Source organism: Vibrio tapetis subsp. quintayensis, from assembly GCF_030409945.1.
Lineage (GTDB): Bacteria > Pseudomonadota > Gammaproteobacteria > Enterobacterales > Vibrionaceae > Vibrio > Vibrio quintayensis.
Map to the genome: position 1 here is coordinate 114,317 of NZ_JAUFQV010000032.1, position 22,430 is coordinate 136,746.

At 44.0% G+C, this 22,430-nt stretch carries 22 protein-coding genes; 12 read left to right on the top strand and 10 right to left on the bottom strand.

What is annotated here, in order from left to right; genetic code table 11:
• Positions 1-107: 107 nt before the first annotated feature.
• The 4 genes from QWZ04_RS16180 to QWZ04_RS16195 all read left to right on the top strand — a co-directional run bounded on the left by QWZ04_RS16180 (position 108) and on the right by QWZ04_RS16195 (position 3,797).
• Positions 108-842 (top strand): nucleoside recognition domain-containing protein, encoded by a 735-nt coding sequence (locus QWZ04_RS16180; protein ID WP_290329293.1) that lies wholly within the window; start codon positions 108-110, stop codon positions 840-842.
• Complete coding sequence (locus tag QWZ04_RS16185; RefSeq protein ID WP_290329294.1) at positions 842-1,309, top strand: YjiG family protein; 468 nt, start codon at positions 842-844, stop codon at positions 1,307-1,309. Before QWZ04_RS16180 ends, QWZ04_RS16185 begins: the two co-directional genes overlap by 1 nt.
• Before the next feature lie 10 nt (positions 1,310-1,319).
• Positions 1,320-2,456 carry a M20 family metallopeptidase gene (locus tag QWZ04_RS16190; protein WP_290329295.1) on the top strand — a complete coding sequence of 379 codons (1,137 nt, stop codon included), beginning with the start codon at positions 1,320-1,322 and terminating at the stop codon, positions 2,454-2,456.
• Between the two features lie 495 nt (positions 2,457-2,951).
• Complete coding sequence (locus QWZ04_RS16195; RefSeq protein ID WP_290329296.1) at positions 2,952-3,797, top strand: DUF6279 family lipoprotein; 846 nt, start codon at positions 2,952-2,954, stop codon at positions 3,795-3,797.
• Positions 3,798-3,840: 43 nt separating this feature from the next.
• Here the strand turns inward: QWZ04_RS16195 and QWZ04_RS16200 are convergent, their stop codons facing one another.
• On the bottom strand, positions 3,841-6,201 hold the full coding sequence (locus QWZ04_RS16200) for a Lon protease family protein (protein WP_290329297.1): 2,361 nt from the start codon (positions 6,199-6,201) through the stop codon (positions 3,841-3,843).
• 253 nt (positions 6,202-6,454) lie between these two features.
• Here QWZ04_RS16200 and QWZ04_RS16205 point away from each other — a divergent pair, with 253 nt between their 5' ends.
• Together QWZ04_RS16205 and QWZ04_RS16210 are read left to right on the top strand one after the other, a co-directional pair.
• Positions 6,455-7,633 carry a GGDEF domain-containing protein gene (locus QWZ04_RS16205; protein ID WP_290329298.1) on the top strand — a complete coding sequence of 393 codons (1,179 nt, stop codon included), beginning with the start codon at positions 6,455-6,457 and terminating at the stop codon, positions 7,631-7,633.
• 240 nt (positions 7,634-7,873) lie between these two features.
• On the top strand, positions 7,874-8,740 hold the full coding sequence (locus QWZ04_RS16210) for a pirin family protein (RefSeq protein WP_290329299.1): 867 nt from the start codon (positions 7,874-7,876) through the stop codon (positions 8,738-8,740).
• Between the two features lie 80 nt (positions 8,741-8,820).
• Here QWZ04_RS16210 and ppnP read toward each other — a convergent pair whose 3' ends face one another.
• From ppnP to QWZ04_RS16225, 3 genes are all read right to left on the bottom strand, one after another.
• On the bottom strand, positions 8,821-9,102 hold the full coding sequence (gene ppnP, locus QWZ04_RS16215) for a pyrimidine/purine nucleoside phosphorylase (RefSeq protein ID WP_290329300.1): 282 nt from the start codon (positions 9,100-9,102) through the stop codon (positions 8,821-8,823).
• A 119-nt stretch (positions 9,103-9,221) separates the two neighbouring features.
• The gene (locus QWZ04_RS16220) at positions 9,222-10,463 is read right to left on the bottom strand and encodes a DEAD/DEAH box helicase (protein WP_290329301.1); all 1,242 of its coding nucleotides are present in this window, start codon (positions 10,461-10,463) and stop codon (positions 9,222-9,224) included.
• 55 nt (positions 10,464-10,518) lie between these two features.
• Positions 10,519-11,025: a GNAT family N-acetyltransferase gene (locus QWZ04_RS16225; RefSeq protein ID WP_290329302.1), complete on the bottom strand. Its 507-nt coding sequence runs from the start codon at positions 11,023-11,025 to the stop codon at positions 10,519-10,521.
• A gap of 208 nt (positions 11,026-11,233) precedes the next feature.
• On the opposite strand from QWZ04_RS16225, the gene QWZ04_RS16230 reads away from it, so the two are divergent.
• From QWZ04_RS16230 to QWZ04_RS16240, 3 genes are all read left to right on the top strand, one after another.
• Positions 11,234-12,235, top strand: a complete 1,002-nt coding sequence (locus tag QWZ04_RS16230) for a hypothetical protein (RefSeq protein ID WP_290329303.1) — start codon at positions 11,234-11,236, stop codon at positions 12,233-12,235.
• A 93-nt stretch (positions 12,236-12,328) separates the two neighbouring features.
• Positions 12,329-12,748 carry an MAPEG family protein gene (locus QWZ04_RS16235; RefSeq protein WP_290329304.1) on the top strand — a complete coding sequence of 140 codons (420 nt, stop codon included), beginning with the start codon at positions 12,329-12,331 and terminating at the stop codon, positions 12,746-12,748.
• A gap of 149 nt (positions 12,749-12,897) precedes the next feature.
• Positions 12,898-13,410, top strand: coding sequence for a peptidylprolyl isomerase (locus tag QWZ04_RS16240; protein ID WP_102524704.1), 513 nt, complete (start codon positions 12,898-12,900; stop codon positions 13,408-13,410).
• A 36-nt stretch (positions 13,411-13,446) separates the two neighbouring features.
• On the opposite strand, the gene QWZ04_RS16245 is transcribed toward QWZ04_RS16240, so the two are convergent.
• Positions 13,447-13,836 (bottom strand): hypothetical protein, encoded by a 390-nt coding sequence (locus tag QWZ04_RS16245; RefSeq protein WP_290329305.1) that lies wholly within the window; start codon positions 13,834-13,836, stop codon positions 13,447-13,449.
• A 229-nt stretch (positions 13,837-14,065) separates the two neighbouring features.
• On the opposite strand from QWZ04_RS16245, the gene QWZ04_RS16250 reads away from it, so the two are divergent.
• Positions 14,066-14,443, top strand: coding sequence for a DUF2061 domain-containing protein (locus QWZ04_RS16250; protein WP_290329306.1), 378 nt, complete (start codon positions 14,066-14,068; stop codon positions 14,441-14,443).
• 211 nt (positions 14,444-14,654) lie between these two features.
• Here the strand turns inward: QWZ04_RS16250 and QWZ04_RS16255 are convergent, their stop codons facing one another.
• Complete coding sequence (locus QWZ04_RS16255; RefSeq protein ID WP_290329307.1) at positions 14,655-15,614, bottom strand: transposase; 960 nt, start codon at positions 15,612-15,614, stop codon at positions 14,655-14,657.
• Between the two features lie 216 nt (positions 15,615-15,830).
• Here QWZ04_RS16255 and QWZ04_RS16260 point away from each other — a divergent pair, with 216 nt between their 5' ends.
• Positions 15,831-16,304 carry a peptide-methionine (S)-S-oxide reductase gene (locus QWZ04_RS16260; protein ID WP_290329308.1) on the top strand — a complete coding sequence of 158 codons (474 nt, stop codon included), beginning with the start codon at positions 15,831-15,833 and terminating at the stop codon, positions 16,302-16,304.
• Positions 16,305-16,349: 45 nt separating this feature from the next.
• The gene (locus tag QWZ04_RS16265; protein WP_290329309.1) at positions 16,350-16,817 is read left to right on the top strand and encodes a GNAT family N-acetyltransferase; all 468 of its coding nucleotides are present in this window, start codon (positions 16,350-16,352) and stop codon (positions 16,815-16,817) included.
• A gap of 122 nt (positions 16,818-16,939) precedes the next feature.
• On the opposite strand, the gene QWZ04_RS16270 is transcribed toward QWZ04_RS16265, so the two are convergent.
• The 4 genes from QWZ04_RS16270 to QWZ04_RS16285 form a co-directional block, all read right to left on the bottom strand.
• Complete coding sequence (locus tag QWZ04_RS16270) at positions 16,940-19,717, bottom strand: beta-N-acetylhexosaminidase (RefSeq protein ID WP_290329310.1); 2,778 nt, start codon at positions 19,715-19,717, stop codon at positions 16,940-16,942.
• Positions 19,718-19,871: 154 nt separating this feature from the next.
• Positions 19,872-20,753 (bottom strand): DUF7916 family protein, encoded by an 882-nt coding sequence (locus QWZ04_RS16275; protein ID WP_290329311.1) that lies wholly within the window; start codon positions 20,751-20,753, stop codon positions 19,872-19,874.
• Complete coding sequence (locus tag QWZ04_RS16280) at positions 20,734-21,096, bottom strand: PTS lactose/cellobiose transporter subunit IIA (protein WP_290329312.1); 363 nt, start codon at positions 21,094-21,096, stop codon at positions 20,734-20,736. Before QWZ04_RS16280 ends, QWZ04_RS16275 begins: the two co-directional genes overlap by 20 nt.
• A complete protein-coding gene (locus tag QWZ04_RS16285; RefSeq protein ID WP_290329313.1) occupies positions 21,080-22,429 on the bottom strand; it encodes a PTS sugar transporter subunit IIC in 1,350 nt (449 codons plus the stop codon). The genes QWZ04_RS16280 and QWZ04_RS16285 overlap by 17 nt, the downstream gene beginning before the upstream one ends.
• Position 22,430 lies beyond the last annotated feature (1 nt).

Sequence of the window (22,430 nt, forward strand, 5' to 3'; positions counted from 1 at the left end):
CAATACGAAACCCTAGTTGACCTAAGTCATATAAAAATGTTGCATATCAGTCCACTATCTATCAGAAAATTACTATCCTTCTTTTACTTTCAATCAAAGGGGTTGCTATGTCTTCAAAGACAACGACAGATAACAAGGTCACTTTCGGCAGTTACATTGCCTTAGCTTTTGCCGTGGTGTTTTTTTCCGGTTTATTACAATCTAATGAATGGTACGGAGTCTTCGATTTTACGACGTTAAATGGTTCATTTGGTCAAGTTGCCTACGGCGTTAATGAAACCGCTGACGGCGTTCAAGCGTTAACCACTACTATGCGCGGCCAAGGTGGTAATGGCGCTCGTGATGGTTTCCTATTTGCCTTAACCCTTATTCCTACCGTGATGTTTGCTTTGGGGATGATCAACGTATTGGAACACTACGGTGCACTTGATGCCGCTCGTAAACTACTCACTCCACTACTTAAACCTTTAATGGGCATCCCTGGTAACTCAGGCTTGGCACTGATAGCGTCGCTACAAAGTACTGATGCTGGCGCTGCGATGACACGCCAACTCAAAGACGAAGGTCAGCTAACAAAACGAGAAGCCGATGTCTTCACCATGTTTCAGTTTACTGCTGGTGCAACCATCGTTAACTTCTTCTCATCTGGCGCAGTACTTTTCACCCTCACTTACGCTGATGGCAGCAATGCCGTTACCTCATCTATTGGCTTGGCAGTCATTGTGATGTTTGCTTTCAAATTCGTTGGCGCTAACTTGTTTCGTGTTTATCTAAACCTGACAGAAGGAAAGCCTGACGACGAAACCAAAGATAATAAGAAATTGAACGAGGAAGCAGCATAATGAGCGAAGTGAAAGCAAAAAAACCAATGGTTACTGATATCTTCGTAGAAGGCGCTAAAAAAGGCTGGACCATCGCGACAACTTCTACGGTTCCAAACGTTCTGATGGCTTTTGTTATCATTAAGGCGTTACAAATTACTGGCGCTCTTGGCCTTATGGGTGTGGTCTTTTCCCCAATTATGGCAGTCTTTGGCCTCCCCGGTGAAGCTGCTGCTGTGTTGATCGGTGCATGGATGTCGATGGGCGGCGCGGTAGGTGTAGTTATAACACTGTTTGACCAAGGTATTTTAAATGGTAACCATATTGCGATTCTTGCTCCGGCCATTTACCTTATGGGTTCTCAAATTCAATATCTTGGTCGTATCCTCGGCCCAGTAGGAACGGAAGGCCGCTACATTCCAGTGATGATTGCCATCTCTATCATCAATGCCTTCGGTGCGATGTTTGTAATGAACGTTTTATTATAGGGAAGCCACTATGAATCTCGATCTAGATTTTAAATTAGAAGATTACCTCGAAGAACTTCGACCGTTAATCAACGTTGATTGCGGTACTTACACTCTCGACGGCATTGAGTTTATCGCCGAGCAGTTTGCCGCCAAGTTTGAGAGCTTAGCCGGCTGGAACGTTAAGAAGATCGACTGTACCAAAGCAGGGGTTGGCCTAGAGATCCGCAATAAGCCAAATTGTGACCATATTGATATTATGCTGATTGGCCACATGGATACTGTTTTTCCTAAAGGCACAGCAGCTAATCGCCCAATGACGGTTGATAGCGAGAAAGCTTATGGCCCTGGCGTATCTGATATGAAATCTGGCTTACTCAATGTAGTCTACGCGATGCGTAACCTAGATAACTCAGTATTGGACAACCTGTCTATCTGCATTTGCATGAACCCTGACGAAGAAACAGGATCACTGTACTCGGTCGACTGGCTTCAATCTGTCGCTAAGAACGCCAAAACTGTTTTTGTTGCAGAAGCCGCTCGTGCAGACGGTGGATTAGTGAAAGCTCGCAAAGGCATGGCTCGCTACAAGATTTCGTTCAATGGCCGCGCAGCCCATGCTGGCAATGAACCTGAAAATGGCCGTAGTGCCATCACGGAACTGGCCAACTGGGTACTTGCTATTAACACGATGACTAACTTTGAAACCGGCACCACACTCAATGTAGGCGTTGTTACTGGTGGCAATGGTGCGAACATCGTCCCTGAACATGCTGAAGCGATTGTCGATGTCCGCTTTTGGGATAACCAAGAATACGACCAAATTGATACCCAACTCGCTCAGATGATCACATCGCAATTTGTCGATGACGTAACGGTTGAAGTTGAACGTGAAGCTTACAAACCATCAATGGTACCAACTGATGCGACAAAAGCCCTGATGGCGATGGTTGAAGCGTCAGCGGATGAGCTGAACATCGACATCAATTGGAAAGAAGCCGGCGGTGGTTCTGATGCGAACAACACCGCGATATTGGGTGTGCCAACGTTAGACGGCCTTGGCCCAATAGGTGCGGGTTTCCACAGCGATGCTGAGTATTTATTGCTCGCGTCGATTGAGCCCCGTATCAAATTGCTTATGTCGGTAATTAACAAACTGGCTAAGTAATGATTCCAGGCCCTTGTCTGCACATCGCTTATAGCGAATAAACTCTTCTATCCCAGCTTTCGAGCTGGGATTTTTTTACCTCACCCACTTTCTTTAATCAGATCGCTATCGATACTCGGCGTGACAAAAAAATGGTAACGACGATTGTGGTGGCAAAAGTCAGGCAAAAAAAAACCACACGCAAGTCGCGGGTGGTTAAATATTTGGTGAACAATAGTAGGTTCACTAACAACGTCAGTTGGCTAGGTGACCCTCGGCTTTAAAAAGGGTCACTTTTAGTATTGCAGGGAGCGTGCCAACTTTATTTGGTTGTTTTAGCCGTTTAAAGTCCCAAAAAACGCCGTTTATTGATTTTTATTTGCAATATGCAATTCCCACTTTGCAATTTGTTGCACTATAAAACTTGTTTCAGTGCTTCACTGATAAGACTACCAATACGTTTTCTGCTAATCTGAATATAGGATCCCCATTCGCTTTCTAACCGTGAGAACCTAAATGAAGTCATTACGAAATTGCGTTGTCTTACTGCTGTCTTTCGTTATTTTAGGCTGCACTACTAAGTTTCTTTACCGCAACATTGACTGGTTTGTCATGACTTACATCGAAGACTACGTCTCTTTGAATGACGAACAAGAACGCTTGGCTGAATTTAGCATCAAACAGCTGGCAAGCTGGCATAAAGAGCACGAGCTACCACAATACATCGCTTACATTGATGAACTGAGCGCCAAACCGCTCACAGACATTGACGCAACATGGGTTAAGCTCCAATCCGACAGAATGCGGTCTTACTCTCGCAGCATCGGTAAACAAGCGGGGCCGTCGCTCTACGCCTTACTCATGCAACTGAGCGATAAACAAGTCGTAGAACTGCTCGACAATGTGGCAGAAAAGCATAAAGAATACGCAGAGAAATACACCACGTCGGAAGAATCTGAGATCCGCGAGATCTATCAGGAACGAATGGAAGATGCATTCGAACGCTGGGTAGGCGACATTACCGACAAACAAAAAGTGCAGATAGTTGAATGGTCTCAATCTGTCGAGATCACAGCACAAGACAGGATTGCTCAAAACCAAAAGATGTTTGTAGAATTTGAAACTCTATTTGCCAAACGAGAAGACAGTAGCTACTTTCAAGCGACCTACGACCGCTTACTCAACGACCCTGAGTCATTTTACACCCCCAGCCTAAACCAAAAGATGGAACGCAACCGTCCTTTAACTTTTCAGTTCATTGCTGAGCTATCACAAGGGCTAACCGATAAACAGTACCAACACTTATTAGCGGAATTACAAGAGTGGCGTGAGATTGCGGTTGACCTAACTGCTGCACAATAAAGAAGAGGCTCAAGTGCTCATATTAAAGACTTGAGCCCACTCGCTATTTTCTCAGCGCATTCAGTTTTGCCTGCGCAATACCGTAAATGCTGTCTATTGGATAAGTGCCCTCTTCACCCATTTCACCCGCACATTTACCTGTAAATATTTCAATGGCTTCTGTGACGTGTTCAATCGCCCAGATATTAAACTCACCTTTTTCTACCGCTTGAACAATGTCTTGTCTTAGCATCAGATTATGAGCATTAGAGCGAGGGATGATCACACCTTGATTGTTGTTTCTACCTTTGATGCAGCACACATCAAAAAAGCCTTCAATCTTCTCGTTCACGCCGCCGATGGGTTGCGACTCACCAAACTGATTCATGGAGCCTGTAATCGCGATGTCTTGGCGGTTTGGTTGCTTTGAATAAGCCGATACAATGGCACACACTTCCGCCATGCTGGCACTGTCGCCGTCAACACCAGCATAAGATTGCTCAAAAGTAATATGAGTAGAAAGCGGAACCTTCGCCGTTTTGCCAAACACGGACGCTAAATAAGCAGATAGAATCAACACACCTTTAGAATGTATGCTGCCGCCTAGGTCAACATTGCGCTCGATATCGATGACTTCTCCCTCACCATAGGCCGTGGTTGCCGTAATTCGGTTAGGGGCTCCAAACATGAGATCAGAGGTACTCAATACCGACAAAGCATTAATCTGACCGATGGCAGAACCCTCGGTTTTAATTAATGTCGTGCCATTGGTAAAGCTTTCCATCACGCTGTCTTTTAACCGCCCGACTCGCATCATTTGGCTAGCCAACGCTTGATCAACATGCCCAACTCGAATCAAATTTGAGTTGGCAGCTTTAGCTACATAGTTTGATTCACGCAACAGATTGGCAATGTGCGCAGAGTGCAAAGACAGCTTATTACGATCGCCTGCTTGGCGAGAACTGTGTTCAATAATGCGAGCAATGGCCTTTTTGTCACAATGCAGCATGCCGTTGTCATGAACGATACTAGAAATAAAGCGAGCATAATGCAGCTCTGCAGCTTCCGTTCTTGGCATCTCGTCTTCAAAATCAGCGGTGACCCTGAACAGTTCGGCAAATTCTGCATCGTAGTGTTGAAGCAATTGATACGTGCGATAGTCACCAAATAGGATGATTTTAACATCGAGCGGAATAGGCTCAGGATCAAGCGACACAGCTCCGGTTAAGGTCAGTTCTTTTTCTAGCGATGTTAAGCTTAATTGGCGTGCACGTAAGGCTCGTTTTAGGCCATCCCAAACGTAAGGCTGTTCCAGAACTTTAATGGCATCCATTAACAACACACCACCGTTAGCTTTATGCAAACTTCCCGGGCGTATTAAAGAAAAATCCGTAAAGACGGTGCCTTTAAATGTTGCGGTTTCGGTGTAACCAAAAAGGGAATGGTAATTTGGATTTTCTTCCACGATGATAGGTAAATCTGCTGATTTTTGATTCACCAGCACATTAATTTTGTAGCGACGAGGCAATTTATTTTCGAGTGACGCCGAAGATATTTCAGCCTGTTCACCGCCCTCTTCCAAGAAAATTTCGACATTTTCTACAATATCTTTTTGCATATCACCAAGGTGTTTTTTCACCTCTGGATAGTCGGAGTAATCCTTTTTCAGCGCTTTGATAAAGTGAGTAATCACATCCAGTGTTACGTCATTATTCAGCTTCTGAATTTTTTCAGAGAAGCCCTCTTCCCATTCTGTAAGCTTACGCACCATTGTTCTTAGGTTAACTTCTAACTCATCAATGGTTTTATCAAAGTTCTCTTGTTCTTTGCGAGAAAGTGCTTCAAAACTTTCTTCGGTATGCAGCTCTTCACCGTCCATCGCGACAAATTGATAGTCACCCTGATTAGTAATGGTGAGGTTCACACCACGCTCTTTCGCTTCCTGGCTAATTCTATCAAGCTCGACTTGTTGCTTTTGAGCTAATTGATTCTTCAGTTTATCAGCGCGCGAAAAGTACAACTCATTGTCAAACGCCAAAGGCATCGCTTTGACCAACTTCGTCATCAGCTTTTCAATATCTTTGGCAAACTGTGCCCCTAAACCTGCAGGCAGTTTCAAAATTTTAGGCGTACGAATTTCTTCAAAGTTCGCGACATAACACCAATCATAAAGTGCTTCTGCAGTTTGAGCATGACGATTCAGGTAACGTAAGATCATGGTACGCTTACCGAGCCCGTTGCGGCCTATCGCGTAAATGTTGTAACCTTTTTCTTTAATAGACATCGCAAATTCAACGGCTTTTTGAGCACGTTCTTGACCCACGATCTCGTCTATCGGTGGCAGATCTTTCGTTGACTTGCATGGTAAGTTGTCAAGTTGAGCTGTGTTGTACAATTCGCTTGATGATAATGATTGAATTGTCATAGCCACCTCCTTGTTAGTTCATTCTTCTGTTTACGTCCTAAAGGGTTGAGTTACCCACTTTAGTGCAACGCCATAACTTCAGTGTAGCTAGAAATGAGTTAACTTTAAGTGACTTAGCCATAAATCATAGCCAAGTGATTAATATTTATACTATTGAAAGCATTTACTTATAAAAATACGAGATTGCACTAAATTAGCGTTAACTGAATCCTGTACTACACTTAGCGCATATAAAAACAATAAGGAAGTATGGATGCAACCTTTGGCTGGGCGGCGACTGGGTGAAATGGCTGATGTACGCCTGTTGCGCAAGAAAAGAACCATTATTGCTCTGTCGGTGATCGTATTTACGCTGCTGATTTTATTTGGCTCAATCCACTTACGTGAAGGCGACTCCGCTCAAGCATTAATTCACTTTACTTGCACTGTCATCGTTGTAGGAAATCTGATTGCTTACCTGACTCTAGGAAAATACGACCTCGCTTCACACATATTATGCCTTGTCTTATTCACCCATGCGGTGATGCTTATTTTAACTGGGGGAAGCACCCCCGCATCGTTACACTGGATTTATCCGATTCTCGCGACCATCATTTTCGTTAGCAATCAAAAAACAGGCATGGTATCCACCGCCTGTTTTTTGCTATTTTGCGCCGTGGTACTCAATGTTCCCAATTTCCCTTACCTTTATGCCGATTATAGCGAGTTCTCTAATGGCCGCTTTTTGGCAAGCTTGAGCGCCTTTCTACTCATCTGCCACTTTTTCTCGTATCAACATGCCAAAACTCACCGCTACATATTGACGCTATACCAAGAGGGTATTGAAGATCTGGCCTATCGCGATAGCTTAACCGGCCTTGCTAATCGCTGGAGCTTTGAGCGCTGGTGCACCACCAAATTAGTGGACTTAAAACACAATAGTAACATCACCGCGGTCGTGTTCATCGATATTGATAACTTCAAGCAAATTAATGATATCTATGGGCACTCAACGGGAGACAAATTACTGCAGAGTTTTGGTCAAAGATTGGCGAATCAGCTTAGAACAAAAAACAGAAGCGACAACAGAGACGAATTTTCGATCGCTCGATACGCTGGCGATGAGTTTGTGGTGTTTTTATATGATGTACCCAACACGGTGGCCCTAGATAACATCATGGGCCGGATTTTGTCGCTATTTAAAGATGGCTACAAAGTAGACGATAAGGTAAACCATATTTCTTTAAGTATCGGCATATCCATATACAAACAAGATGCAGGCGATTTATCAGAACTTCTAAGATGTGCCGACAAAGCCATGTACAGCGCCAAATGTGCGGGTAAAAATAACTTTGAGTATTACCATAACTCACACCCCGATGCTAAAATAAGTTCAACGTCTTTAGAAACGTCTAGCCAACATAACGTAACACCATTTAGAAAGCGTAAATAGCCGTCGTTCTTTTTTAGCCCCAACCTTCTCCCGCCCCTACCGCTCTATGCCTTATTCCCCACGCCTTTTGCCTTTTGCCTTTTGCCTTTTGCCTTTTGCCTTTTGCCTTTTGCCTTTTGCCTTTTGCCTCAAAAATATCAATGTCATTCAATTTATTAGAACAACTGCCTCTAGTTTTCCAGATCTCTACAACTTTTGCATTGCTTATACTGGTTCCAATATCTTTGTTTGGAGTGCCTCATGAATTCAAGTCGACAAGTTCAACACATTATTGCCTCTCACCCGACCTCTGATGGAGACGGTGTTCGTATTCAACGTATCGCCGGTTTCAGTGATGATCGCTTCTCTCCATTTTTGATGATTGACGAACTAAAATCCGATGACAGCAAAGACTACATTGGTGGGTTTCCGCCTCACCCTCATCGCGGTATCGAAACACTGACTTATATGCGCCAAGGCCACTTCCAGCACCGCGACCATATGGGTAATGTCGGTCAACTTAAAAGTGGTGGCGCACAATGGATGGCGGCAGGACGCGGGGTAATTCATAGCGAAATGCCAATGATGGAAGAAGGTGGTCTACATGGTTTCCAAATTTGGATAAACCAACCTGCGAAAAACAAGATGCAGCCAGCCCAATACCACGACTTTCAAGCCGATGTGATAACACAATGGAACAAAGAAAATCAGGGCCTATTGCGGGTAATTGCAGGAGACCTATCGGTTACATCGAGCACCGGTCAGAAACCAGACATGCTTGGCGGTCCACTGCAAACCACAGGTGTACCGCTTGCTGTTTCCGATTGGGTTGCAAACGCTCACGATACAATAAGCGTATCAACAATCGAGGAGTACAATGCGTTTGTTTACGTCTATAAGGGAGAAGTGAGAGTGGATAATGTTGACCTAAAGCAAGGCCAATTGGCTTTGCTCGATCACGCTATGCTCATTAACTTATTGGCACACGAAGATGCTGGGGTACTGATTTTCGTAGGCCAACCAATAGATGAACCTATTGTTCACTACGGTCCGTTTGTAATGAATACCCAGCAAGAAATTGAACAAACTATTTTGGATTATCAATCGGGTTTATTTGATAACTATTAAGTTCTTTTCAAATAATGTTGATAAAAATACCGCCACAATAATGTGGCGGTATTTATAAATTCATAACAACGATATTTATCTTATAAATACTCGCAAAGATAAGCGGTTGGTTGCTCTACCTTGATATCAAATGACGAATTGCTTGCTACGTTAAACGCCTCACCTGATGTGTACGTTGTCCATTGATCACTGCCGGCTAAACGAATTGTTAGATCACCTTTAATAACCGTCATTTTTTCAGCGGCTTCTGTACCAAACGTGTACTCACCTACCGCCATAACGCCAACGCTTTTGTTCTCTTCAGCTTGTGTGAAAGCCAGCGACTTTACGCTTCCTTCAAAGTACGTATTTTCTGTAATCAAAACTTCATCCTTGTGTTTATGCTCTTGTCCATAGTACCCAGTTTTACCTTTTATTTTGCTTACTTGCAAACTTGTATTGGCATCTCACGCAACTCTCTACCAGAACGTCGAACAAAGATCTACTTAGTCGTTTTTTTCTTAAACTGACTACTGCTGCGCTTTTTAGCACTGCGGCGGTTCGCTTGTTTATCCCGTTTTGCGCGCTTTGGCATGCCCGTATCGTCACTTTCTAAAGCAGGCTTATCGGTTACAGGAAAGCCTTCAAGTTCATTCAAAGACAGCTCTCGCCCAGTGAGCTCTCGGATGGCTTTCAATGCATTAGCCTCACCATGGCACACCAAAGAAATAGCGATGCCACTTTGGCCAGCACGCGCCGTTCTTCCTACTCGGTGGACATAAACAGGCGCACTGAGTGGTAAGTCAAAATTAACCACAACCGGTAACGCCTCGATATGAATGCCACGCGCTAGAATATCGGTCGCTATCAACACCTGAACTTGGTTTGATTTAAACTGTTCTAACGTTTGCTCACGCGTGCTTTGGTCTTTGTCACCATGCAATGCGGCGACGCTTATTCCCGCTTTGGCTACTTTCTTCGCCAATGCGTCAGCATTATCACGCGCGCTAATGAAAACCAAAACCTGCTGCCAATCATTCGCTTTAATCTGAGCGATGAGGGCTTGCGCTTTGCTGCCTTTGTTGACCAAATACAAATGTTCATCAATGGTTTCGACCACTGTATTCGCGGCTTGTGCTTCAATCCTCGTCGGGTCATTGAGTAATGAGCGAAGCACGGTTTGCAAATTATCTGGCATGGTGGCCGAAAAGCACACCGTTTGATATTGGCTTGGAAAGAAACCCAGAATTTTCTGAAGATCAGGCCAAAACCCCATGTCTAATAGGCGATCGGCTTCATCCAAAATCAATTGTTTTACGCCGCTTAACACCACGACTTCCTGATTCAGAAAGCCCAATAACCTACCAGGAGTAGCGACCACAACTTGCGGAGCTTTATCTAATTCTCTCAATTGCTCTGCTTGATCCACACCGCCGCATAGCGTAACAATGCGGACGCCAATTTTTGCAGCAATGGCGTTTAAATTGGTGCTGACTTGAATGGCGAGCTCACGAGTTGGTACCACAATAACCGACTGTATTCGCTCACTTGAACAATCAATGGCTTGTAATATCGGTAATCCAAACGCCAACGTTTTACCGCTGCCTGTTTGTGCTAAAGCGAGGAGATCTTTGCCGGCAAGAACGGCAGGGACGGCTAGCTTTTGAATCTCAGTTGGCGTAGAGAACTGAGCTGAAACAGCATCAGTAATGGCAGAGGACAGGTTAAAATCGGAAAAAGTCATCTAGTTCGCTTTAGCATTAATAAACATCAAGCACTGGATTCTATACTCAATTGCCCTATAAATGTGGGTTTGTGGCAGAAAAATAACTGAGGCTGCTATCATTATAAAAGTCAATTCCCACATGAGGCGACATGTTGAGCTTTTCGAGTAGATGAACTGAACGAGTATTCTGCGGCACCGCCACCCCGTAGATACGTGCCATGTGACCTTGCTTAAACGAAAAATCTAAACACGCTAATGCAGCCTCAAGAGCCACGCCTTGTCCTTGCTCTTGAAGTACGACAGCATATCGAATATCAAAGCAAGTTGGTGAACTGGTTTCTTCTACTCCAACGTAGCCAAGCTTGATGCCGTCAGTTTTACGGATAATAGTAAATGTACCAAACTCATGTTTCTGCCAATGATCAATACGATTCGATAATTCTTTGCGGATCACTTCATCTCGGTAGGGTTGCCCGAATGGCAAAAATTGCGTCACTTCATCATCCGTCAGCAAAGAACAGTAAAGGCCTAAATCTTCGGCGTTGGTCGGACGTAGCATCAAGCGATCTGTTTCAATCATTCTGTACTTCTTATTTTTTATTCACCTATCAAGTTTAGCCACTCTGCGAAGATGCAATGTCAATTTTCGTTTAGTAAATTGTATCAAAATATCACTACTTATTTTAAGAGTATGACAATTACACGACACGAAAGCGACACTTCCACCATATAACAAACACTCTGGCTGACTTACGATAATGCAGTCCTTAACTAACAGAGTGCATTCAATGAAACGCTTTAATCTGCTTTGCCTAATCTCGTTACTCATGGCTTCTCCTTTCTCTTGGAGCTCCGTTCAACCACTTGAACTAAATGCAGTTCCAAGTGAGCAATTAGCACAATACATTGCAGATTTCAAACAACAAAAACAACAGCTCTGGATACGAGTTCACGGTGAAAAGTTTCCTCTTAATATTCACACCATCAGCTCAGAACTACTCATTGCTCACTATGCTAAAGGCTTAGTAACGATTCCATTTAGCTTTGAAGATCCAGAGCCTGGCACCAATGTGACGATTTATGAAGGGCGCTTCGACCAAGCCGAAAGTTTTGAATCTAAGATCGATTTCAAACAAGCGATACTCAAATCAACAACGATTTGGAAATCGAGCAATGTGTCCACTACCGAACAAGAAAATATTGTTTACCATGGAAAGCTAGTGAATCAGAAAGGCACTGAAACCGACTTTGAAATGAGTATCAATGAGGCGCTCATTACCGGAGGCACGAGTCTATTTAGTATTGAACAAAACAGGGCTATTCTAACTGGTGAGTTAGGGACGAATACCTATGTTCAACTTTCAAACCTGGTAGAGCGCAACCCGAACGTCGACACCATAGTGATCAAAGCCGTGAACGGTTCGCTCAACGATGAGATTAACATGCACACCGGTAATCTACTGCGCGATTCTGGCCTAAACACCAAGATACCGAACAACGGCTACGCCTATTCCGGCGGTGTCGACCTGTTTGCTGCTGGCGTTAATAGGCAAGTTGAGGGTAACGGCGTTCTTGGGGTTCATTCTTGGTGTTGTTCCGCTGGCACAACCGCCGACAAACTACCAAAAGACGATGATGCCCATCATGACCAAGTGGTCTACTTTACTAAAATGTTGGGTAAAGAAGTCGGCCCTGATTTTTACTTTTACACCATTCACGCTGCTCCATTTAGCAGCGTACATCCTATGACAAGAACAGAAATGGCTGATTACTCTCTTCTGACTAAGTAACTCATCATTTAAGTTGTGCGCAATTTATTTGCAAGCACGCTCACTTTGCTTTATAGTTTGCGCACAACTTAATAGTTAATAAGGTAAAGTGACATGTTTGCAGAGTACGACGCGACACTATGGGGTGTTTGGTTTATTATCACGATGATCATCGTGCAAGGGTTCATCGCAACACTGGCCCATCGTAAACAAACCAATATGATACCTGGAGTGTTAGACGATAAACTTGGCCACGATTCATTCGTGTTCCGCAGCCATCGTACTCACCAAAACTCACTTGAAAATATCATTCAAATGCTGGTCCCGACAGCATTAGCCATTTATGTTGGAGCCGACGCGACATGGTTAGCTGCTATCGTCTGGGTATACGCCGTTGCAAGGCTTGCTCATATGGTGCTGTATTACCTAATAGCAACGGAAACCAACCCTAGCCCTCGTAGCTATTTTTATATGATTGCATACGTTGCCAACCTCGTTCTGGTTGGATTCGTTGCCACAGCGATGATGAGTTAGCTTTCCCAACTCTCCTTAGCTTAAAAACAGAACGTCTTTCGCCGCATACTTGCCTATAAGTTTGCGGCTTTTTTATTTCCAATGGCAACTTATTCCTAATTCTTTATACTCCACTCATTAACGCATCAATCTAAGAACCATTACCCATTATGATCACTATCACGACTAATCATGGCGACATTGAGATCGAACTTGACCATAAAAGTGCGCCTGAAACTTGCGCCAACTTTGTACGTTATTGCAATGATGGCTTTTACAACAACACTTTGTTTCACCGCATCATCGATGGCTTTATGATCCAAGGTGGTGGCTATGAAATTCGGGACGATGGCTTTGCGATGAATATGGCAGAAAAGAAATGCCGCGCTCCAGTTTCTAATGAAGCCTTTAACGGCCTTAAGAACGTGGTTGGCTCACTCGCCATGGCACGAACCGATGCTCCTCACTCTGCAACGGCGCAGTTTTTTATCAATCTTGCAGACAATGACTTTCTCGATCACACGGGCAAAACAAACTACGGTTGGGGTTATGCGGTGTTTGGTAAAGTTACGCTGGGAATGGATGTGGTTAATCAGATTGGGAAGATTGCAACCTGCACCCGATTTGGTCATGAAGACATGCCGGTTTCTGATGTAATCATTGAAAAAGTAACAATGAAGTAGCCTTTAGCCAAAACCTGCTAACTAGCAACGAATGCTCTAGCTACATTCCTTCAGCATGAGTTGCCAGTCATCCTCGGTCACCCAATTTTTGTAGACTCTAATGCGATAGTATCCATTATTGGCGGTTAAGGACGTAATACGGATACAAGGCTGACTAAATATCGGCGTTTTTTTTCTTAACGCCGCTGGAATTCCGTGTAGGTAGATTTCATTGCCGTCGGTTGCTAAGTGGCTTTTTTTCGGTTTTTTAGGAGACAAATGTTGAAATACTAGCCCGAACACTATGGTGGCATACGTTAAGTAGACATGATCATTTGAAAAAGAGACCAGAAAAGCGACTAACGCTATCGCGCCACCGACCAATGAAGACGTACTCAAGTCAAAATAATACGGTTTGTTATCAACAAAGTGTATTTTTTTCATCATCCCCTCCTGCCATACTAAGCGATTATTCTATACGTTACATAACGTCGCCCACTGTAGCAGTGCTGGAAATTGCGAAAGAGTTCAAACTCACATCGACAAGCCCCCGGTTAAACTCTTCCTATTGATAGCCCATGCCTATCAATAAAATAGCACTAACCCACTTCCTCAAATAAGAATAATTATCAATAATGGCCACATCAACCCAGATGAACCGCGTTAGGATAATACGATGATCAAGACAATCACTTTTGCAGCAATCCATTTTACCATTGCAACCTTGGTCGCGTTTACTTTAACTGGCGACTTCTTATTAGGTAGCTTAATTGCCATGATTGAACCTTCCGTCAATACCGGTGCGTTCTACTTGCATGAAAAAGTCTGGCAAAAAGTAGCGTTTCTAAAACGCAATGAATCCATGACTCAAGTTAAGACCGCCAGCTTTGCCGTGATTCATTTTGGTGTCGCCTTTAGTGTAACTTATGCCTTAACAGGCGATGCTTTCATCGGTGGCTTAATGGCGACCATAGAACCCGCCATTAATTCTGTCGCTTACTTCTACCACGAAAAAGTGTGGTTGCACCTAAGCCACAACCCAATAGCCGCATAAGGACTTTGGACATACACCTAAACATGAAGTTCATGCTATAGCCGTCTGTAATTCATCATCGATAGTTCAAGTAGATATGGCTTGGACAGAAAAAGAAGGCTGAATGCGTTATTTTACCTAAAATTCAACATAGCATTAGGCTCAGAACAAACGCAGATGGCCAACTTGTCGCTGGCGTTATGTTTTAAAGGAGTAACTCAAGCGTCATTGCCTATTCAAGCGGGTAATAGTGAATTCTGGATTTATCTAAAGCTTTTTTTGCTTGCTCAAGACCAATGGGCGACCCAATTGCGGTGGATCGTTTTCTTTCAAGAGTCGTACACACATCTAACCAACTCTGTTGATTGAAGTTAAGTCGTTCTAGAATCGGTGGGAAATCGTCTGCCATTGATGCCTTATCCACTCGAAATTGCCTTGCGGTCCAATCTACTAATTCGATGTAGTCGATTAATCGAAAAGGTATTCCAGTACTCTGATTTTGGGCTGAATTACCGATGAATGGATGCAAACAAGGGGCTGTTTCCTGATTATCATCAAGTGCCTTTAGTCTGGCTTGTATGGAGGTAAAATCTGATTTTTCCGGGCATGGAGCCACGCCAGCACGAACGGGGTTTAGATCGACGTATGCCATCGCAGCGGCTAGCGCTTTTTCATCAAGCAATGCCTGGCTTTTAAATCGGCTTTCCCAAAAATGCCCCGTACACTCATCTTCCTGATTGGCGCGACAGGCTATATCGTAGTTCAACTCTTTCATGAACCAACTTAATGACCACAACCTCTCTCGCCAAACTTCAATGATTTCCAAGCACTTATCTTCCTCAGCTTGTGTCTTTAGCTCCTGACTCAACCAACGCTGAATCAATACGGGCAATTTATGTTCGTGACTCCAGCGCTCAACCACCTCGGACGCAGATAACTCAAGGGCCTTATCGCGATTGATGTGCAGCACCAAATGATAATGGTTGCTCATCACCGCATAAGCGCAAACATCGACACAATAAGTACGAGTGAGAGATTGAATTTTATGCTCAATCCAGTCTCGACGGTGCTCGTAACTTTTATTCGTTGACCTGTCTTCACCGCATAAGAAGCTTTGCCTCACGCATCTTGAGACACAGTGATAGTAAGGAGTCGCATCGACGGAGATGAGCTGTTTTCTTGCCGTGGCCATAAAGGTATCCGATGAATGTTTTGTATAAGATAGCAGTTGTGATCAGCAGGAAAAGTGGGATGGCTGGAATTGAGGTTTTGCTAACGTAACGTCAGTCGTTTGGTCATACTATTTGGTGTGTGTCCCGAGCAGAGAGAGTAGAGAGACGTTGCACTACCAATATACTTGGTAACTGATAATATTCGTGTATTAACACGTTTAATCATTTGGGAAATCATGCAAGAAATCTACTTGGCTGGCGGGTGTCTTTGGGGGGTGCAAGAGTATCTACGTCATCTTCCGGGGGTTCGCTCTACAGAAGCAGGCCGTGCGAATGGCACCGAGCAAACGACGCAGTGCCAATACGATGGATACACTGAGTGTGTACGTACGTGTTTTGACCCGGCACAGGTATCACTAGTACAACTGCTGGAATTCTTTTTTGAAATCATCGATCCATACAGCAAAAATAAGCAAGGCATTGATGAAGGCGAAAAGTACCGTACAGGCGTTTACAGCCTACATGAACATCATTTGGTCATCGCTGCAGACTTTATTAAGCGTAGAGATGACGCCCAAAGAATCATGGTTGAAGTTCTTCCCTTAGCAAACTATGTGAAAAGCGACGACGAGCACCAAGACAGGTTAACCCGCTGCCCAGATGATTACTGCCATATTCCGCAAAGTGTTCTGCATAAATACAAGCAATAACCATTAGATAACTATCGCTGCTACTAACGTAAAGGAATTACTAACATGACCCGCCTGTCTTTTATTAAAGCAAACCCTAGCTCTGTTGATGAACTGATGTCATTACGAGTCAAGGATTCACAGCAACACTTGATTACAAACAACGAAAAGTGGCTAGTTCAAACACTTATCCATAGTGAGAGCCTGACATTCGGTATCTACCATCAGCAAACAGCCGTTGGACTGGTCACTCTTCTCGATCCGCGCACAACTCAACAAGACACGGATCACTTTCAACCGAATTGCCTTTATGTATGGCGACTGATGATAGACCAACACCATCAAGGCGGAAGTTTTGGCATTCAGGCCCTTAACTTTTGTAAAGAAATGGCACAATTGTTGGGCCTGAACGGTGTCACCTTAACCACCATGGATACTGAAAAAGGCAATGCTCTGGAGTTTTACCTGTCTCATGGCTTCCAGCCCACAGGACGTAGGCTTGACGGAGAAATTGAATTGCAGTGGAATATCTGATGTCCGCCTAAGGCGTAACCGTTAAACACATCAAACATTCAATTCAGTAACTAAGGATGCCAACCGAAGACAAAAAAGCCAGCCGTAGGGGGTCGGCTGGCTTATTCCTACTTAGGGATTGACTATTGAGTCACATTTTCTACTCGGCTGCTGCGGCCAGAGAAGGTAATGTTACGAGTTTTTACGTTCGTGGCATGACTCACATCAACCGGACCATAGTATGGAATCCAAGTCTGCCCGTCATCAAGAGAGTATTGATTTTTTAAACCAGGGAATCGAGTATTGATTGTCAGCTTACCCGCTTCAATAATAGCTCCCGGTAGCGGAATACGGTAATTCACACCGACTTGATTACCTATTTGATCATAAGTATCAACGGGTTGAATGTACTCTAGTTTACCTAAAGCATGTTTTCCTAACGTATTAGAGAAGACATCCCAAGCACGATCCATCGCTGTTTTTCCATTTTGATCAGGCAAATCTTCTACTGGCATGTCTGTAACCCATGCACGCTCTGCGACACCAAGTAGCTTAGGGAAAACCAGGTATTCCATAATCTCTGGGGACTTTGCATTTTCTGCAAACAATTGCCCTTGCAGACCTGTCACGTTCTTTTTACCTTCTTCCGAAAGGTGAACCCACGCAGGATTCCATGGAACAGGATTACCTAACTTGTCAGTTTTACCGTTTGCATAGATATTAAATGGACGATACTCGAAGGTCTTTTTAGTGTCGGTATAGCCAGCCCAATGGTAACCTATTTCGTCAGGATGCTTATTGTAAGCTAAGTCGAAATACAAGTTTGTCGCGTGAGATAAAACGACTTGGTAGCCTTGGTTAGCGAATACATACGATTGGTGCTCATTCCCCCAACCCCACACGTTATTCCAAAAGATTGGGAATATCTCACCGTAGTCAGCATTGCCTGTACCATTATGCGTCAGCACATCGCCCCAGCTCGCCATCTGAAAACCGTTTTGACGAATCAAATCGGCCCATTTTATGAAGAAGTAGTCAAACAACTCGGCATCAGTTTTACCCGCTGTTTCAGGGTTATCTTGAATAGCAGGAGATTTTGCCCACCATTCGTTTGGCCCTAAGTGTGGGAGCTCATCACCACCACCGTGCAAGCGCGTAACTTCAGCACCAGGAACAGCATCGTACATTGCCTTAGTTTCACTGATGACCTTATCTAAAAACTCATAAGTACCCGGCAAAGATGGATTCACTAGGTTATCAGTGTAGAACTGCGGTGTATAAAATTGTGACTGATCAAGTGGATCAATCAAGCGATAGCGATTCGCTTCAACAAGATCAATATCTTTATATTTATTGTAGCGATATTCCATCGCCTTTATCGCGGCACGTGCATGAGCTGGGAAGTCATATTCAAGAATGACATCTATATGGCGGTCTGCTGCATACTTTAAGATTTCTTTAAAATCTTCTACCGTATAATAACCCCAACCCTTACCAAGGTAGTTTTGCTGTGCGATTTCGAAACCTTGGAACTGTGGAGCGACGCCGTTATTTGCTTCCACTACATTATTGGGTTTACCTTCAATACCATCTCCAGGCAGAAATTCATTACTTGAACCCATGAAGGTATGTAGCATTGTGGTTTCCGCCGTATCATAACCACGCTTAGAACCGAATTCGGTTAGCTCTGGTATACCCGGAATTTCAATACGCCAGCCTTCATCGTTAGCAATGTTGATTTCAAATTTGTTTATTTTGTAATAAGCAAGAAGATCAATCAGTTTCAATACAGTTTCTTTGCTTTGGAAGTTTCGAGCAACGTCGAGCATCATGCCCCGATACTCGAAGCGCGGAGCATCTAGTGCACTCATCGCTGGTAAAACTGCATGTTGCATTTTATTACCGACGACCGAGGCTTTATAAACATCTTGTGGGATCAACTGTCTTAACGTTTGAATACCATAGAAAACGCCACTTGCATCTTTACCTTCAATTACGATGCCATTAAATGGATCGATGTCTAATCGGTAACCTTCGTTGTCAGGCGTGCCGTCTGAGTCAGTATCTAAATTCGGATTCACTTTTAACGTAATCAAGTTTGCAGTATCTGCTTGAGTCGAGTTTATTGGGAACTCGCCTACGATTAAATCTTGAAGCGCACTTTGCAAATATTGTGCTTCTTTATTTAGACTATCAGGAGCTTTGATGGATCCCATCCAGCCTAGTAATGTTAGGAATGCACCGTCTTTGTCTTGAGCGGATTGTAAGTGCGGTACTACTTGGTTATGCAGTGCAATATCGAGCACTGGTGTATTATTCTCATCAAATCTTAACGCCGGAGTTTGGACTGGCATAGTATCGTGAATGCTCTGCCTAGTTTGCTTCAAATCAGACGGATCCATCTGTACGTCGACCGAAACCGCTCTAGGCGCGTCACCATTAAAAGAAATATGGAAACCCGATGGTGAGTCATTTTTGAGCATTTGCCAGTACTGCGCGGTAATAAATATTTCTCGTGATTCACCCGGTTGAATTGGAACAAAACCTGTCACAGGCTCTAGAACAAAGTAGTCACCACTTTTCGACACGTCTGCGTTTTTCAATACTAGATTTTGCGCTGCAATTTCTTCACGTGCTAGGTTTCCGTCAGCACTATCTAAAGGTAACACCGACGCTGGCGGGCGAACCGAGCTGTAATATAATGACCAACCACTTTCACCTAACGCCTCAGAGCCATTATTCGTTATCGTTAAACTACCTAAAAATTTATTCTCACCAATATTGTGATCAATTACTTTCCATAATAGATCTAACTGCTGCGCTTGAGGATGATAGGTTTCTGCTAATGCGGTAGATGGCATCGACATATGTGATGCCAACGCTATCGCTAGTATTTTTAATGGTAACTTTATTTTGTCCATTCTAATTCCACTCCATGATTAATCGCACCTGCATAAGTAATGCATGTGTTTACAAAAAAGATTGGGTATATATTCGAACTGAATAGTGAAGGTACTCATAGCGAGTATGAGGTACCTTCCTATATCGATATCAGCTTGTTATCGCCGATAGTTATTATCTACGGTTGATCATACGTTTGAATTGGTGACGACGGCCACGTAGGGTCATCCCTAATCGCATGATGTTTTCTGGTGGCGCTATGCCGCTGTAACCGCCATCACCGATATGCACAATATCGGCCCCGGCTGCTTTAGATGCCATTGCCACTTGTTCAATGTAAGACTCCGTCGCCCCTTCTTGAGAAGTACCAATCGCTAACATGCCCAACATGCCACTCGCGTGCACTGCCGACATCATTTCTTTCGCGGTATCGGCACACACACCCGGTGTGGTATACGGTGCCGGGAACATCATGATGTCTGCGCCCGCTTCAGCAAATCCAGGAACAATACTCAGGTTATAGTCGTTACCGACGCCACCCGCATGCATTTTCCCAGCGACTACGATGATGTCTTTTGACACGCTTCGAACTAAACCAATAGCATCGAGAATCGTCTCTTGAGTAACACAGTTACCCGGATTGCCCGTCAGCATGACGTAATCAAGCCCAAGCTCTACCGCCTTTTCAACCGTTTCTTTGGTTACGGTTCTGCCGATATCCACATTGCCAACACCTGTTGGAATTGGCTCCAAGTTGCATCCGATTAATCGGCCTGTTAACTTTTTAACCTCTTCAATAGACAGATATTCGTCGGAAATGTCTGACAACACTTTGATTTGTGGATTCATTACATCCAAGCAGTTAAGCGTGATCATATCTGCACCGAAAGCGGCCGCGATTTCGGGGCCTGATACAAGGTCGATCGGGGGCGTAATTGACACCACATTTTCGACCATGATGGTACGGCCTTCAGAGTTACGAATGCTTGTCACTACTTGCTCTCGTGACGCAACGCGAACGTCTTCCGACGTGTAATCAAATATGCGCTTCTTCATGGGTCTTGCTCCTTTGCAACTGATAATGAATAGCAACTATTTCTTCTGCTAATTCACGACACAACATCGTTGTCATAATATGATCTTGGATATGAGTCAGGATTAACGTCATGGTGACCTTACCTGCCCCTTCATCAAACCCGATCAATGAGGTTTGCGATTTATGTACTTGAACCAGCGCTGTATCTCCTGATTTAAGCAAAGCCTCCGCTTCGGTGAATTGGCCTTTTCTTGCTACTCGCATTGCTTCCATAAAAGCAGAACGAGCCTCACCAACCTGACACAACAGCGTCATCAAAAATTCTTCAGATATATCTGATTCGTTGTTAATTTCGAACTGCATCTAAGTCGCCTCCGTTAACCGTTGTAGTGGTTGTGGTTGGTTCGTTCTCTTCCATTGCTTTCTCTTCGGCTAGCAACTGTCTTTCATGTACTTTTAGGAAAGGATAGAAAACGATCGAGCTCACAATGATACTGCTCAATACAACCAAAGCCGCAGTACCTGAATTGGTCGCAATGATCGCACCAATCGGCGCTGGCATCGTCCAAGGTGGAATCGCGATGATCTTAGCAAGGAAGCCTGTTTTGAATGCCATCCACACAATGGCGGTATTCAACGTTGGTGCGAGCATCCATGGAATGAAGTAGATAGGGTTCATGACAATTGGTGTACCGAAGATAACCGGTTCATTGATGTTAAACGTGCCCGGAACAATCGACATTTTACCAATAGTTCTTAGTTGGGTAGCTTTAGAACGTATCATTAATACGACTAAGCCCCACGTACCACCAGCACCACCAACGAAGATGAAGAAGTCCATCACTGGGTTAATAAAGATAGCCGGAAGCGGCTCGCCTGCAGCTAATGCATCTTGGTTAAGGCCAAGGTTTATCAGTAGCATTGGGCCAATAATACCGCCCACAACTGAACCACCGTGAATACCACTAAACCAAAGCATTTGAACCAATAGAACCGCAATCAAACAAGCGATAAAGCTATCAGAAGCAAGAACAAGCGGTTGGAACAACTGCATGATGGCTGACGGAATTTTCATTCCATATTGTTCAAGATACACGTTCACTGACATCACAATGACGGAAATGACCACGATAGGTATCAACAAGTCGAACGAAGCAGAAATTTTTGGTGGTACAGCGGCTGGCATTTTGATTCGGATGTTGTATTTAATCAGCAAACGCTGCATTTCCGGAACAAATAGACCACAAATGATCGCGGTAAACGCTCCCGTACCGCCTAAGAATGCACCAGGTAATACGCCACCAATTTCAACGCTTACCATAGGAGCAGCTGCTAGCAAAAATGCAAACATCGACAGCATCCCGGTATTCATCGGGCGCAGTTTGTACGCCTCAGCCAAACTAAAACCAATACCAAACGAAGCATACAAGGCAAATATACCCATGCTCAGTTGAAACGGTGTCATGATATTGTCGTGGCCGATCGCAGCGATCAGACCGTGCCAACCATCAAAAAAGAAGTTGCCTTCAGAGGGTGGGAATGCCAGCACTAACAGCATAGAACCAACAATCAAAAATGGCATCGTTGATACAAACCCATCTTTAATCGCATTAACGTGTTTTTGCGCCGATATTTTACCCGCAACCGGAGCGACGACATTTTCTACAAAACTTAATACCTTATCAAAAATAGCCATT

Coding starts and splice junctions, on each gene's coding strand:
- QWZ04_RS16190 (WP_290329295.1), top strand. CDS start 1,320: ATGAATCTCGATCTAGATTTTAAATTAGAAGATTACCTCGAAGAACTT.
- QWZ04_RS16200 (WP_290329297.1), bottom strand. CDS start 6,201: ATGACAATTCAATCATTATCATCAAGCGAATTGTACAACACAGCTCAA.
- QWZ04_RS16220 (WP_290329301.1), bottom strand. CDS start 10,463: ATGACTTTTTCCGATTTTAACCTGTCCTCTGCCATTACTGATGCTGTT.
- QWZ04_RS16270 (WP_290329310.1), bottom strand. CDS start 19,717: ATGGACAAAATAAAGTTACCATTAAAAATACTAGCGATAGCGTTGGCA.
- QWZ04_RS16230 (WP_290329303.1), top strand. CDS start 11,234: ATGAAACGCTTTAATCTGCTTTGCCTAATCTCGTTACTCATGGCTTCT.
- QWZ04_RS16240 (WP_102524704.1), top strand. CDS start 12,898: ATGATCACTATCACGACTAATCATGGCGACATTGAGATCGAACTTGAC.
- QWZ04_RS16185 (WP_290329294.1), top strand. CDS start 842: ATGAGCGAAGTGAAAGCAAAAAAACCAATGGTTACTGATATCTTCGTA.
- QWZ04_RS16245 (WP_290329305.1), bottom strand. CDS start 13,836: ATGATGAAAAAAATACACTTTGTTGATAACAAACCGTATTATTTTGAC.
- QWZ04_RS16210 (WP_290329299.1), top strand. CDS start 7,874: ATGAATTCAAGTCGACAAGTTCAACACATTATTGCCTCTCACCCGACC.
- QWZ04_RS16180 (WP_290329293.1), top strand. CDS start 108: ATGTCTTCAAAGACAACGACAGATAACAAGGTCACTTTCGGCAGTTAC.
- QWZ04_RS16250 (WP_290329306.1), top strand. CDS start 14,066: ATGATCAAGACAATCACTTTTGCAGCAATCCATTTTACCATTGCAACC.
- QWZ04_RS16285 (WP_290329313.1), bottom strand. CDS start 22,429: ATGGCTATTTTTGATAAGGTATTAAGTTTTGTAGAAAATGTCGTCGCT.
- QWZ04_RS16235 (WP_290329304.1), top strand. CDS start 12,329: ATGTTTGCAGAGTACGACGCGACACTATGGGGTGTTTGGTTTATTATC.
- QWZ04_RS16205 (WP_290329298.1), top strand. CDS start 6,455: ATGCAACCTTTGGCTGGGCGGCGACTGGGTGAAATGGCTGATGTACGC.
- QWZ04_RS16265 (WP_290329309.1), top strand. CDS start 16,350: ATGACCCGCCTGTCTTTTATTAAAGCAAACCCTAGCTCTGTTGATGAA.
- QWZ04_RS16255 (WP_290329307.1), bottom strand. CDS start 15,614: ATGGCCACGGCAAGAAAACAGCTCATCTCCGTCGATGCGACTCCTTAC.
- QWZ04_RS16260 (WP_290329308.1), top strand. CDS start 15,831: ATGCAAGAAATCTACTTGGCTGGCGGGTGTCTTTGGGGGGTGCAAGAG.
- QWZ04_RS16275 (WP_290329311.1), bottom strand. CDS start 20,753: ATGAAGAAGCGCATATTTGATTACACGTCGGAAGACGTTCGCGTTGCG.
- QWZ04_RS16195 (WP_290329296.1), top strand. CDS start 2,952: ATGAAGTCATTACGAAATTGCGTTGTCTTACTGCTGTCTTTCGTTATT.
- QWZ04_RS16225 (WP_290329302.1), bottom strand. CDS start 11,025: ATGATTGAAACAGATCGCTTGATGCTACGTCCGACCAACGCCGAAGAT.
- QWZ04_RS16280 (WP_290329312.1), bottom strand. CDS start 21,096: ATGCAGTTCGAAATTAACAACGAATCAGATATATCTGAAGAATTTTTG.